7 protein-coding genes and 1 riboswitch are annotated in these 14,668 nt (G+C 54.4%); of the genes, 2 read left to right on the top strand and 5 right to left on the bottom strand.

The genetic code is table 11. The features are described 5' to 3' along the window. Positions 1 to 42: 42 nt before the first annotated feature. Positions 43 to 1,692 carry a glucose-6-phosphate isomerase gene (gene pgi / locus LOZ86_RS03530; RefSeq protein ID WP_039487236.1) on the bottom strand — a complete coding sequence of 550 codons (1,650 nt, stop codon included), beginning with the start codon at positions 1,690 to 1,692 and terminating at the stop codon, positions 43 to 45. 198 nt (positions 1,693 to 1,890) lie between these two features. Beyond that, positions 1,891 to 2,084: riboswitch (Lysine riboswitch) on the top strand. A gap of 115 nt (positions 2,085 to 2,199) precedes the next feature. On the opposite strand from pgi, the gene lysC reads away from it, so the two are divergent. Beyond that, on the top strand, positions 2,200 to 3,576 hold the full coding sequence (gene lysC, locus LOZ86_RS03525; RefSeq protein ID WP_039487259.1) for a lysine-sensitive aspartokinase 3: 1,377 nt from the start codon (positions 2,200 to 2,202) through the stop codon (positions 3,574 to 3,576). A gap of 43 nt (positions 3,577 to 3,619) precedes the next feature. Here lysC and LOZ86_RS03520 read toward each other — a convergent pair whose 3' ends face one another. Further along, entirely contained in the window at positions 3,620 to 5,266 is a 1,647-nt protein-coding gene (locus LOZ86_RS03520; protein WP_039487262.1) for a Na/Pi cotransporter family protein, read from the bottom strand. 306 nt (positions 5,267 to 5,572) lie between these two features. On the opposite strand from LOZ86_RS03520, the gene LOZ86_RS03515 reads away from it, so the two are divergent. Continuing rightward, positions 5,573 to 7,027, top strand: a complete 1,455-nt coding sequence (locus tag LOZ86_RS03515; protein ID WP_230242841.1) for a DASS family sodium-coupled anion symporter — start codon at positions 5,573 to 5,575, stop codon at positions 7,025 to 7,027. Between the two features lie 71 nt (positions 7,028 to 7,098). On the opposite strand, the gene foxA is transcribed toward LOZ86_RS03515, so the two are convergent. From foxA to metH, 3 genes are all read right to left on the bottom strand, one after another. Beyond that, entirely contained in the window at positions 7,099 to 9,207 is a 2,109-nt protein-coding gene (gene foxA / locus LOZ86_RS03510; protein ID WP_039487241.1) for a ferrioxamine B receptor FoxA, read from the bottom strand. A gap of 191 nt (positions 9,208 to 9,398) precedes the next feature. Beyond that, positions 9,399 to 10,355: an AraC family transcriptional regulator gene (locus LOZ86_RS03505; RefSeq protein WP_039487242.1), complete on the bottom strand. Its 957-nt coding sequence runs from the start codon at positions 10,353 to 10,355 to the stop codon at positions 9,399 to 9,401. Between the two features lie 618 nt (positions 10,356 to 10,973). Beyond that, positions 10,974 to 14,609, bottom strand: coding sequence for a methionine synthase (metH, locus tag LOZ86_RS03500; protein ID WP_230243147.1), 3,636 nt, complete (start codon positions 14,607 to 14,609; stop codon positions 10,974 to 10,976). Positions 14,610 to 14,668: the final 59 nt, after the last annotated feature.

Raw genomic sequence — 14,668 nt, 5'->3', positions numbered from 1 at the left:
TCTTCCTCCTTGCGATTGAAAAACCAAAGGGCACAGGCCCGATTAGTTACGCCACGCCTTGAAGCGGTTGATCAGTCCGTTAGTAGAACTGTCATGGCTGTCGATCTGACTGTCATTTTCCAGCTCTGGCAGAATACGGTTCGCCAGTTGTTTCCCTAACTCCACGCCCCACTGATCGAATGTGAAGATGTTCAGGATGGCGCCCTGAGTGAAGATTTTGTGCTCATACAGCGCAATCAACGCTCCCAGGCTATACGGGGTGATTTCGCGCAGCAGGATAGAGTTGGTCGGGCGATTGCCTTCGAATACTTTAAACGGCGCGACGTGTTCCACTTCTTTTGGACTTTTTCCTGCCGCTGCAAATTCTGCTTCCACCACCTCACGGCTCTTACCGAACGCCAGCGCTTCCGTCTGTGCAAAGAAGTTCGACAGCAGCTTGCTGTGGTGATCGCTCAATGGGTTATGGCTAATCGCCGGTGCAATGAAATCACACGGAACCAGCTTGGTGCCCTGATGGATCAACTGGTAGAAGGCATGCTGGCCGTTCGTGCCCGGCTCACCCCAGATAATCGGCCCGGTCTGGTAATCCACTGGATTGCCGTTGCGATCGGCCGATTTCCCGTTGGACTCCATATTTCCCTGTTGGAAATAGGCGGCAAAACGGTGCATGTATTGGTCATACGGCAGGATCGCTTCAGTTTCAGCACCGAAGAAATTGTTGTACCAAATGCCGATCAGCGCCAACAGCACAGGCAGGTTTTTCTCCGCTGGCGTGGAAGCAAAGTGCTTGTCCATCGCGTGCGCGCCGCTGAGCAATTTTTCAAAGTTATCAAAGCCCAAAGAGAGAATGATCGACAGCCCAATCGCCGACCACAGAGAGTAGCGTCCGCCAACCCAGTCCCAGAATTCGAACATGTTGTCGGTATCGATACCAAATTCGCCGACGGCTTTCGCGTTGGTGGACAGCGCAGCAAAGTGCTTGGCAACGTGTTTATCGTCCTGCGCCGTTTTCAGGAACCAGCCGCGAGCGCTGTGCGCGTTGGTCATGGTTTCCTGCGTGGTGAAGGTTTTCGACGCGACGAGGAACAGCGTGGTTTCTGGGTTCAGCGGCTTCAACGTTTCCGCGATGTGTGTGCCGTCAACGTTAGAGACAAAGTGCATGTTGAGGTGATTTTTATAAGGCTTCAGCGCTTCCGTTACCATGAACGGGCCCAGATCGGAGCCACCGATACCGATGTTAACCACGTCGGTAATGGTTTTGCCGGTATAGCCTTTCCACTCACCGCCAATCACGCGTTCGCTGAAATCTTTCATCTTCGCCAGCACCGCGTTGACTTCCGGCATCACATCTTTGCCATCCACCAGAATCGGCGTGTTGCTGCGGTTACGTAGGGCAACGTGCAGAACGGCGCGGTCTTCCGTGCGGTTGATTTTCTCGCCGGCAAACATGGATTTAATCGCGGCAGACAGGTCGGTTTCGCGTGCCAGCGCGTGCAGTTTTTCCATCGTTTCTGCCGTGATGCGGTTTTTGGAGTAATCCACCAGCATCTGATCGTCGAACGTCGCGGAAAAATGCGCGAAACGATCGCTATCTTGTGCAAACAGCTCGCTGATTTGCACGTCTTTCATCGCGTCAAAATGGTGTTGTAATGCCTGCCAGGCGGCAGTTTGGCTTGGATTAATATTTTTCATAATGCGACTTTCTCTCTAAGCATGAGTTCAAAGTGACTGAATCGATTGTATCCCTTAAAATCCGGATTGAGATCCCTTTTCTTGCTAAAAGCGATTTATGCCCTGTAGTTCACTGACAGATTGTTCACTGACAGATTGTTTATTGACAGAAACGGCATAACCCGTTATTTCTAACACCGTACTTGCACACTCGGTGTGCAAGCCAGAAGAGGCGCGTCGCCCAGGTAAGATATCGGAGGAACCGTAATCCGTTGATGATATCCGAGGGGGAGCGACGCCGAGATGCGGTGAAAATACGGTTTTCACCCTGTCGACTACAGAGGCTGAATCCTCTGGGTTGTCACCGGATTTGTCCTGATGGACGTCCAGCAAGGTGGAGCGCTTCTGGGTGTATCGTAGTCATTTTCTACGCCTGCCCCCTACTTTTGCTCTCCCCCTGTGCCAAGGCTGATTAATGGAATGCTGTTTATTGAAAACAGCCTACCCCCTGACACGAGGTTTTTTGACATGTCTGCAATTGAAGTATCCGCAAACGCGAACTCTACCGTTATTGCCAAATTTGGCGGCACCAGCGTGGCGGACTTTGACGCCATGAATCGCAGTGCTGATGTGGTGTTATCCAACCCGAATGTGCGCGTTGTGGTGCTGTCAGCATCAGCGGGTATTACGAATTTACTGGTCGCGCTCGCGGAAGGCCAAACGCCGGAAACGCGCGCCGAGCATCTGGCGAAAATCCGCCAAATCCAATACGCCATCATCGACAAACTGACCGACCAAAGCGTTATTCGCGATGAGATTGATCGCATGCTGGACAGCATCACCACCCTGTCAGAAGCGACGGCGCTCGCGACGTCAAACGCCCTGACCGATGAACTGGTCAGCCACGGCGAATTGATGTCTACCCTGCTGTTTGTCGAGATTCTGCACCAGCGCGATGTCGTTGCAGAATGGTTCGATGTGCGCAAAATCATGCGTACCGACGATCACTTTGGCCGTGCTCAACCGGACTTCGAGGTTTTAGGTGAACTGACTCGCAGCCAGTTGCAGCCGCGTCTTGAGCAAGGTCTGGTGATCACTCAGGGCTTTATCGGCAGCGAAGCGAAAGGTCGCACGACCACGTTGGGCCGCGGCGGTAGCGATTATACGGCGGCGCTGCTGGGCGAAGCGCTCAACGTCAGCCGGATTGATATCTGGACCGATGTTCCCGGCATCTACACCACCGATCCGCGCGTGGTGCCGACCGCAAAACGCATCGACCAAATCATGTTTGAAGAAGCCGCCGAAATGGCGACATTTGGCGCGAAAGTCCTGCACCCGGCCACGCTGCTGCCTGCGGTGCGTAGCGATATTCCTGTTTTCGTCGGTTCCAGCAAAGATCCGGCTGCTGGCGGTACGCTAGTGTGTAATAAAACCGAAAACCCGCCGCTGTTCCGCGCGCTAGCGCTGCGTCGTAAACAAACGCTGCTTAAGCTGTATAGCCTGAACATGCTGCACGCACGCGGTTTTCTGGCCGAAGTGTTCAGCATTCTGGCGCGTCACAACATCTCCGTTGACCTGATCACCACGTCAGAAGTCAACGTCGCGCTGACGCTCGATACAACCGGCTCCACCTCAACGGGCGGCAGCCTGCTGTCCAGCGCCTTACTGACCGAGCTGTCATCGCTGTGTCGGGTAGAGGTTGAAGAGAATCTGTCGCTGGTCGCGCTGATCGGCAACAATCTGTCTCAGGCCTGTGGCGTCGGGAAAGAAGTATTTGGCGTACTGGAACCCTTCCGTATTCGCCTGATCTGCTACGGCGCCAGCAGCAACAACCTGTGCTTCCTGGTACCGGGTGATGACGCCGAGCGAGTCGTGCAAACGCTGCACCGCAGCCTATTCGAGTAAGCAACGTCTATCTTGTGGGGGAAACATCCCCCACAAGATTCTGTCATAACGTCAGCGGTGATTCTTCGCGTTCTTCGTCCCCATCCTTTTGCACAATCAAGACGTTATACGCTACCGCACAGAACAGTGAATTCAGTCGGTTCATGTCCCCAAGTAAGCTCAAATGGAGCGAGCTGGTTTCCAGACTCTGTACGTTGTGCTGATGTAAGCGATCGACATGCGCATGGGCATAACGGCGGTTCATAATGCGGAAACGGTGTTTGGCACGGCGCAGGCGTTTCGCGCTGGTGACATCCTCCGACAGAAAAACCGATAGCCCCAGACGCAAATTCGCCAGCAGCTGTTCGTGCAGATGGTTCAACTCTTCCAGTCCCTGTGCGGAAAACGCCATGCGTACGCCCGAGGAATGATTGGCAATGTCATCTGCCATGCGTTCGATAATATCTCCCGCCTGCTCCAGATTCAGCGCCACTTCGATCACCTCAGCCCAGCGCCGGGAATCTCGCTCATCCAAGCCGTCTTTCTGAATCTGCGCCAGATAGAGCTTAATCGCGGTGTAAAGGATATCGACATCATCATCGAGTCTGCGAATCTCACGCCGCTGCATATGGTCGCCCTGCAAGACTTCACGGTACAGACGCAGCATTTGCTCCAGCACATCGCCAATGCGCAGCGTTTCCCGCGCGGCGTTGGTCAGCGCCAGCGCTGGCGTATCCAGAGAACTGGTATCGAGATGGCGCGGTTTCATCTGGAGATCGACCTGCGGCGAGTCAGCAATCATCGCGCAGGACAGCCGCGCCACCACGCCGGTTAGCGGGATCAGCAGCAGACAGCGAATCAGGTTGTAGAACAAGTGGAAGTAGATGACCAGTTCTTCGGCGTTTAACGGAATACGCGTCAGCCAGCGCGAAAGCGGTTCAACCAGCGGCAGCACGACCAAACAGCCTATCAGCTTGAACAACATGCTGCCAAGCGCCACACGCCGGCCTGCCGCATTCTGCGTCGAGGTGCTCATCATCGTCAGTAAGCCGCTGCCCAGATTGGCACCAATGACCAAGCACATCGCCACTTCCAGCGAGATCACACCGCTTGCCGTCAAGGTTGCCGTTAGCAGCACCGCTGCCAGACTGGAATAGGTAATCACCGCGAACAGCGCGCCAGCCAGTGCATCCAGCATGACGTCGCCCGTCAACGAGGAAAACAGCACTTTCACGCCCGACGTTTGCGTGATCGGAGCCGCAGCCACGACAATCATTTCCAGCGCCAGCAAAATCAGCCCGAGCCCAATCGCCACGCGACCAACCTGACCCACCCGCGTCTGCTTACGGCTAAGGAAAAATATTACGCCCAGAAAAATCAGCAACGGAGAAAGCCAGGACAGATCGAACGTCAGAATACGCACCATCAGTGCTGTACCAACATCCGCCCCGAGAATAATCACCAGCGCAGGCGTTAATGCCACCAGCCCCTGTGAGACAAAAGAGGTCGTCAGCAACGCGGTAGCATTGCTGCTCTGCACCAGCGCGGTTACGCCAATACCGGCCATAAAAGCCAACGGTTTTTTCTCAACGCTATCGCTGAGAACCCGCCGTAACTGGGTGCCATAAACCCGCATGATACCGGTACGGACAATGTGAGTACCCCACACCAGTAACGCAATCGCAGAAAGGAGATTCAGCAGTGTTAACAAAAAATCCGCGCCTCCAGCTAAACGTGTGTTGATGAAATAGAATGTGTTGATGACGTAATGAACCATCATCTTACCAGATGTTGGCAGACCGTACTGCGAGGCAGCCCGCGTCAGAGCAAAATCACTCAGCAATCAATTACTGATAAAAATTACTTAGCTGACAATATTAAAAAAACAGAATCCAAATCAATAAGTAGACAGTTTCACCTCACACCTCTCTCAGTTAACGCTATGCTCTCCTCATCCCTATAACTCTTATGGGTTATAACGCTGCACAATCTTGCAGCCCTCGAGTAAGGAAAATGGATGAAGACGAAAACCTTATATGGACTGAACTGGCTTCCGCTAATCATTATTCTCGCCATCGCCACCTTTTTTTGGCACATGGAACCCCCAACTGACTTAAGCCCCGCAGCTTGGCACTCCGCCGTCCTCTTCGTCGCCACGATCGTGAGCATTGTCGCGAATGTTCTCCCGATTGGGGCTATCGGTATTATCAGTATCACGCTCTTTGCACTGACGTACGCTGCGGGAGATACAACGGCCAGCGGCGCGATACAAACCGCACTCAGCGACCTGAACAGCTCGTTGATCTGGCTGATTGTTGTTGCCTTCATGATCGCGCGCGGTTTTATCAAAACAGGTCTGGGCCGCCGTATCGCCTTGCAGATGATCCGCATGTTGGGAAAACGCACGCTGGGTCTGGCTTACGGGCTGGCCTTTGCCGATCTGGTACTTTCTCCCGCGATGCCGAGCAACACCGCCCGCTGCGGCGGGATTATTTATCCCATTGCCGATTCACTGTCGCGCAGCTTCGACTCCAAACCGGAAGATGCCTCGCGCAGTAAGATTGGCACCTTCCTGATTACCTGCATCGGGAACGTTAACGACGTGACGGCGGCGCTGTTTATGACCGCTTACACCGGCAACCTGCTGGCAGTGAAGCTCGCCGCAAACGCGGGCGTGACCATTACCTGGGGAAGCTGGTTTCTGGCGGCTCTCGTACCCTGTTTGATTTCTCTGGCGGTTGTTCCCCTGCTCGTCTACTGGCTGACCAAGCCGGAAATTCGCCATACGCCAGATGCGCCAAAACTGGCCGTCGCCGAACTGGCAAAAATGGGCAACATGAGCCGCGGTGAATGGCTGATGGCATTCACCGTCGTCCTGCTGCTGGTGCTGTGGATTTTTGGCGATAAATTAGGCGTGGATGCCACGACGGCCTCGTTCGTCGGGCTGTCTTTCCTGCTATTAACCGGCGTACTGAGCTGGGAAGACGTGAAGAGCGAGAAAGGGGCATGGGATACGCTGATCTGGTTCGCCGCTCTACTGATGATGGCGAATCAGTTGAAAAAGCTCGGCTTCACCAACTGGTTTGGCGATCTCATCGGCAGCAACATCGGCCACTTGATGCAGGGAACCAGCTGGGTATTGGTGTTGCTGCTGCTGAATGCGGCCTATTTCTACACACACTATTTCTTCGCCAGCGGCAACGCGCAGATCGCCGCACTTTTTGCCGTGTTCCTCAGTGTCGGTATCAACCTGAATATCCCGGCGGTGCCGATGGCGTTCATGCTGGCGTTTACCAGCAGCCTGTACTGTTCACTGACGCAATATACCCACGCTCGCGGCCCCCTCCTGTTCGGCGCGGGCTACGTGCCCACCGCCGTATGGTGGCGCACCGGTTTCGTCGTCAGTCTGGTGAATCAGGCGATCTTCATGAGCGCGGGTCTGCTGTGGTGGAAAGCGATTGGCCTGTATTGATCGTTAGCTAACATAACATGTGAAAAAGCCGGGTTTCCCCGGCTTTCGTTTCATTGCTGCAACACGCGCGATCAGAACGAATAAGAGATGCTACCGACCACGCTGCGCTCCGCACCGAAATAGCAGAACTCCAGCGAGTTACAGGCCGCTACGTAGCGTTTATCGGTCAGGTTGTTGACGTTAAGCTGTGCACTCAGCCCTTTCAGACCGACCTTCGAGAGATCGTATCCCACCGCCATATCCACCAGCGTATAAGAAGGCAGCGTGTGGGTGTTGGCGCGATCGGAGGTCACGCCGTTCACGTAACGCACGCCGGAGCCAATCGTCAGGCCGTCCAGCGGACCGCTTTTGACATCATAGCTAGCCCAGGCGCTAGCCTGATTACGCGGTGCGTAGACCGCACGTCTGCCTTGTTCATTCACATCATCACTCTTCTTATAGCGGATATCCGTATAGGTATAGGCCGCCTGCAAACGAAGGTTTTCGGTGATATGACTCACAGCCTCCAGCTCCACGCCTTCCGATTCGATTTCACCAATGGAACGATACGGATCGCTGGGCTGATTCTTCGTCGCGACATTTTTCTGATTAATACGGAATACTGACAGGCTATACTGGTTTTGCGATCCTTCCGGCTGATACTTCATGCCCGCTTCCCACTGTTTTCCTTTCATCGGTTCAAGGATGTTGCCACTCGCATCAGCAAAGCTGGTTGGCGTGAAGGCCGTGGAATAGCTCACATAAGGCGCAAAGCCATTATCAAACAGGTAGAGCAATGCGGCACGTGAGCTAAAATTATTCTCATCCAGCTCACCACGGTCACCGCTATTTTTATTGATAGTGGTGATTTTTACCTGATCGTGACGACCGCCCAACGTTAAACGCCAACGCTCCCAGCTCATTTGATCTTGTAGATAGATCCCCGTCTGTTGCAGCTTGTGTTTTTCCAGCGTGCCGGACATGGCCGTTGGACCGGAACCGTAAACGGGATTAAACGCGTCGAGCGCCGGGAAGGAACCCGAAGGCCAATCCACATCATTATGACGTTGTTGATAATCAATCCCCACCAGCAGACGGTGGTTCACCGCACCGGTATCCACGCTGCCATCGAGCTGATTATCTAACGTTAGCGCAGACAGCGACTCGCGGGAACCGGAGTAATAGCGGGTCAACGTATCAGCGGTCGGCTGCGTCCAGCCATAGGCGTACACCTGATCCAAATGCACTTTGGTACGCAGATAACGCACTTTTTGGCGCACTGCCCAGCCGCTATCAAAACCATGCTCAACGTTGTATCCCACCATGTTTTGCCTACGGTCGTATTTCTCATAGTTCTCTTCCCCTTCATAGAAGGTGTTCGAGATTTTCCGCCCGTTGTGCGCGACCACCGTACCTTCATACGGCAAACCCGAGTGACTGCCGCCTTCAGGATCGCGTTGCAGGTACGCCATCAACTCCAGACGGGTCTTGTCGGAAATTCGCCACAGCAGACTAGGTGCAATCGCATAGCGTTCTTCTTTCAGTGGCCCAAATTGGGTATCCGCCTCACGAACCATCCCGCCCAGACGGAACGCAAAACGTTCGTCATCATTCAGCGGACCGGTAACGTCAAACGCCGCACCGCGCTGCGCATTATTGCCTGCAAACAGTTTGATCTGTCCGCTGCGATCGAACGACGGCTGACGGGAATTCAGCGCCACAATCCCCCCCGGAGAAGAACGGCCATAGAGTACGGATGCGGGGCCTCTGACCACTTCAATGCTGTCGAGGAACCAGGGATCGATAACCAGCGAGCTATGGGAGTTGGTATCCCCCATCATCTTCAGCCCGTCGAGATAGACGTTATCGAGGCTGCCGTCGGAAAAGCCGCGCAGCACCATGTAGTCAAAGCGGTTGGACGCGCCGATTTGGTTGTTGTACACGCCCGGCGTATAGCCGACCGCCTGACGAACGCTGGTCGCACCCTGTTCCTGAATCTGGTCGCGCGTAATGATAGAAACGGCCTGAGGAGTCTCGATATCGGGCGTTTCCAGCTTAGTCGCGCCGCGTTGCGTTTGAGACGTCACGACTAACGTATCGCCCTGAGAAGAAGAGGATGGCGTATCCTGCGCCAGTGCCGGCACTGTTAATCCACTGGTGAAACAGCCAACCACCAGCGCCAGCCGCGTTTTTCTGAACATGGGAATCTCCACAGACCTTATTATTGTAAATAAGAATTATTACTGTTTTTAGTCTTGCGATAGCTATGCGCAGTGACAACTTGCGTATGCGTAATGACAAAACGGGAACTCAGCAAGAAAGCGTCAAGCGGACAGCCAAGTGGCAATATCTGGCATAAATAGGGCTCAGGAGAGTGATAAGAAAGGAAACGCTAGCTGACCATACGCGCATCGCTCGGTGCCATACCGTAACGCCGCCGGAAAGCCGTGGCAAAGTTGGTCGCGTGCTGGTAGCCCGACATCCAGGCCGCCTGCTGAACGCTGTATCCCTGCACCAGATAGCGCCGAGCCAGTTCCAGCCGACAGTCACGCAGATAGTCAAAGACCGAATGACCATACGCCTGACGAAACTTGGTACGCAGGCTACTGGTGCTCATCGCGGCCAGCTGCGCCAATTCATTGAGGGTGTACTCTTTTTCAGGCTGTTGCGCCAGAAGCCGCCGAACGTTCTCCAGCCGATCCTGTTCGCCGGGCGGAGGTAAGACGCGCCGCTCTCCCCCACGTTGCCCGAATGACAGACCTTGCCCTAGCAGCTGTAGCATCACGCCTTCCAGCATCAGCTGGCGCGATAATCCCGGCACGGTGTTTTCCAGCGCGTGCTGCAACCCAGATAATAAATAGCCGGGAACCTGCCATAGAAATGTCGGATTACCGCCTTGCTCCCACTCATTCAGCAGCGAGCCCAACAGCGGATCCAAAGCAAAAGTGGTGGGGAAAATACCCAGCGATACGGTGCGCAGATGACAGTCCGCGAGGTGGTTAGCGTTCATGATTAACGGGTCACCCAGCCGGGTGCTGAATGCCATACCTGAGCGCACAACAAATTCCTTGCCGTTCAGACGCAGCGCGACGCGACCTTCCAGCACCACCAGCGTATAAAACGGACAGCAATGCAAAGACGTCGATTCATAAGGCTGCAACACCTGCACGTTGGAATTCGTCAGGCAAATCCCAGAGGACAGCGTCATCTCTTCGACGTCACCCTGCACCACGATACGCTTTTCTTTCGCGCGCTCACGGCAGGACGACAGCTGCGGGAAGTGGTAATCAATCCCGTAACGTTCACCGATATCGAAGAAATCTTCAATGGAAAAGAGTCGTTTGAGCATGAGCGGGAAGATACCCTCATCCTGTTTAACGCCCAGAATCAGGCCTGCGGTTAGCGGAAATGCGTGGAATGAAGACAGAAAAATGCTTTCTGCTTAATTGGTGCTCACCTTACCATTACCATGAAATAGCATCAATAAGACTGATAACTATTCTCATTGAAATGGTGTTCGCGTAACACAGGATCATCAGCGGGGAAGATATTGCATGGACTCAATCACGAAACCAGTACAACTATGCAAAAAAGCGTATGTTTCGTGCGTAGTAAGCCAAGTATTTCTCTGTGCCGTCAGCACCACGCCCGACTCAGGGCGCTCAATCGCCGCCGCCCTGAGAACCCAGGCTTTTGGCGGAATTCTGCCGCTACGCGGTGCCTTCGGCGTTCGTGGTCGCTGTTCGGGCCGTCAGTGACGCGTTTACTCGCCCCAAAAACGGGGCTCGCCCTTCGGGCCAGCACAAGTGCTGTTCAAAAACGTCTCGACGTTTTTGTCCGACGCGGCACTGACTTTCGCCGCGTCCATGCGGCTCACTCGGCGGCCACGCCCACCTCAGCAGAATTTTAACGCCAGTTGAAAACCAACACTTGTTAGCCCATAGATATTATTTCTTTTACTGGCACCTTAGTCAGCATCATAGCCCAAATTCGGCGCCAGCCAGCGTTCAACCTCGCTCACATCCATCCCTTTACGCACCGCGTAATCCTCTACCTGATCGTGTTGGATTTGCGCGACGGCGAAGTATTTGCTGTCCGGGTGGCTGAAGTACCAGCCGGATACCGACGCGCCCGGCCACATAGCATAGGATTCGGTGAGCTTCATGCCAGTATGCTTTTCTACATCGAGCAACTGCCAGATTTGCACTTTCTCCGTGTGATCCGGGCACGCTGGATAGCCCGGCGCAGGACGGATGCCCTGATAGTTCTCGCGGATCAGCAGCTCATTACTGAGGTTCTCATTCGGCGCATAGCCCCAGTAGACCTTACGCACACGCTCATGCAGGTATTCTGCAAAGGCTTCCGCCAGACGGTCAGAGATCGCCTTCACCATGATCTTGTTGTAATCATCATGCTGAGCTTCCCACTGATCGGCCAACGTATCTTCTTCCAGCCCACCGGTCACCGCAAACGCCCCGAGATAATCCGGCTTACCGCTGGATTTCGGCGCCACAAAATCAGACAGGCAGTAGTTCGGGAAGTCGGTTTTCTCCGTCTGCTGGCGCAGATGGTGGCTCACTGACAACACCGTTTCACGCCGTTCATCGGTATAAATCACCACGTCATCGCCAACGCGGTTCGCCGGGAATAAGCCAACCACACCACGAGGGTTAAGTGCACCTCGTTCGGACAAATCGTCCAGCATCGCGTTGGCATCGGCAAACAGGCGTTTGGCCTCTTCACCCACCACCTCATCTTCCAGAATGCGGGGATATTTCCCAGCCAGCGACCAGGTCATAAAGAACGGCGTCCAGTCGATATAGTTGCGCAGCGTTTCAATACTGGCCGTCACTTCCTGAACGCCCAGTCGATGCGCAACGGGCGGCGTGTAGCTTTCCCAGTCTAGATCGGAGGCGTTAGCGCGAGCCGCTTCCAGCGTCACCGGTGGTGTTCTCGGCTTTTTACGCGCGTGCTGAATACGCACGGTTTCGTACTCTTTACGGGTACGAGCAACAAAGTCGTCATATTGCGCACTGGACAGCAGCGCCGAGACCACGCCGACAGAACGCGAAGCATTCTGCACGTAGACCGTCGGGCCGCTATAGTTCTGCTCAATCTTCACAGCGGTATGCGCTTTAGATGTCGTCGCACCACCAATCAGCAGCGGCAGCGTAAAGCCCTGACGCTCCATCTCTTTCGCCACGTTGACCATTTCATCCAGCGACGGCGTAATCAGCCCAGACAGCCCGATAATATCGACATTCTCTTCACGCGCGGTCTTCAGGATTTTATCCGTCGGCACCATCACGCCCAGATCGATAATCTCGTAGTTGTTACATTGCAGCACCACGCCGACAATATTCTTGCCGATATCGTGGACGTCGCCTTTTACCGTCGCCAGCAGAATTTTCCCAGCGGACGAGCCTTTGTCTTTACTGGCATCAATATAAGGTTCGAGGTAAGCCACCGCCTGCTTCATCACACGGGCAGATTTCACCACCTGCGGCAAAAACATTTTCCCCGCGCCGAACAGATCGCCAACCACGTTCATGCCGTCCATCAGCGGGCCTTCAATCACCTCGATCGGCCGCGTCGCCTGCTGGCGCGCTTCTTCGGTATCCAGCTCGATAAATTCGGTAATCCCTTTAACCAGCGAATATTCCAGACGCTTCCGCACGTCCCAGCCGCGCCACTCCGCCTGTGTTTTACTGCCTTCATCTTCCGTTTTGCTGCCGCGATATTTTTCTGCTAGATCGAGCATACGCTCGGTGGCATCGCTGCGACGGTTAAGGATCACATCTTCAACCGCATCACGCAGCTCAACAGGGAGATCGTCATAGATCGCCAACTGGCTGGCGTTCACGATCCCCATGTCCATACCATTACGGATCGCGTAATAGAGGAAAACGGCGTGGATCGCTTCACGCACCAGATCGTTGCCGCGGAATGAGAAGGAAACGTTAGATACGCCGCCGGAGATCATCGCATGCGGCAGCTGCGCCTTGATGTCCGCACAGGCTTCGATGAAATCCACCGCGTAGTTGTTGTGCTCATCGATCCCCGTTGCCACAGCAAAAATATTTGGATCGAAAATGATATCTTCCGGTGGGAAACCGACTTCTTCCGTCAGGATGCGGTACGCCCGACTACAAATTTCAATTTTACGTGCGCGGGTATCCGCCTGACCGACTTCATCAAACGCCATAACCACCACAGCCGCGCCGTAGCGCCGTACCAGTTTGGCGTGATGCACAAAGGCCTCAACGCCTTCTTTCATGGAAATCGAGTTAACAATTCCCTTGCCCTGAATACATTGAAGCCCCTTCTCAACCACCTCCCACCGAGAGGAGTCGATCATGATCGGCACACGGGCAATATCAGGTTCACCGGCAATCAGATTCAGGAAACGGACCATCGCCGCTTCCGCATCCAGCATGCCTTCATCCATATTGATGTCGATGATCTGCGCACCGCTTTCCACCTGCTGACGGGCGACATCCAGCGCTTCGTTATATTTTTCTTCTTTGATCAGACGCTTAAAGCGTGCGGAGCCGGTGACATTTGTCCGCTCCCCGACGTTAACAAACAGCGTGTTGGCATCGATATTCAGTGGTTCCAGACCAGACAGGCGGCAGGCCACCGGAATCTCCGGCAGCTTACGCGGCGGCACGCCTTCCACCACTTTTGCCATCGAGGCAATATGCGCCGGCGTCGATCCACAGCAACCGCCAACAATATTCAGAAAACCGGATCGCGCCCATTCTCCAATATGTTTCGCCATATCGGCCGGATCCAGATCGTATTCTCCGAAGGCGTTGGGCAGCCCTGCGTTCGGGTGTGCGCTCACATAGCATTCTGAAATACGTGACAGTTCAGCGACATACTGACGCAGTTCATCCGGCCCCAGCGCACAGTTCAGGCCGAAAGATAGCGGGCGGGAATGGCGTAAGGAGTTGTAAAACGCTTCTGTTGTCTGGCCGGATAGCGTACGCCCTGACGCATCCGTGATCGTGCCGGAAATCATCACCGGCAGTGTGATCCCTAATGCCTCAAACTCGCTTTCTACCGCAAAGCTCGCCGCTTTGGCATTCAACGTATCGAAGATGGTTTCGATCATGATCAGATCGACGCCGCCCGCGATCAATGCGCGTGTCGACTCGCGATACGCTTCCACCAGTTGATCAAAACTAACGTTACGAAACGCTGGATCGTTAACATCGGGAGAGATCGACGCGGTACGGTTAGTCGGGCCGAGCACACCAGCAACATAACGCGGCTTATCCGGCGTTAAGGCTGTCCATTTGTCCGCACTGGCACGCGCCAGCTGTGCAGCAACGGTATTAATTTCCGCTGACAACGCCTGCATATCATAGTCCGCCATCGCAATGGTGGTGGCGTTGAAGGTGTTGGTTTCGAGAATGTCGGCACCAGCTTCCAGATAGGCGTCGTGGATTTCACTAATCACCTGGGGCTTGGTCAGCACCAGCAGATCGTTATTCCCTTTCACATCGCTCGGCCAGTCAGCAAAGCGCTCACCGCGATAATCTGCTTCCTCCAGGCGATAACCCTGGATCATGGTTCCCATACCACCATCCAGCACCATAATGCGTTGCGCCAACTGACGCCGCAATTCGTCTACCCGATTACTCACGCGAACCCCAT

It is taken from the genome of Pectobacterium parvum (genome assembly GCF_020971565.1).
Classification (GTDB): Bacteria; Pseudomonadota; Gammaproteobacteria; order Enterobacterales; family Enterobacteriaceae; genus Pectobacterium; species Pectobacterium polare.
The sequence above is the reverse complement of the archived record's forward strand: the minus strand, read 5'-3'. Positions and strand labels throughout refer to the sequence as shown.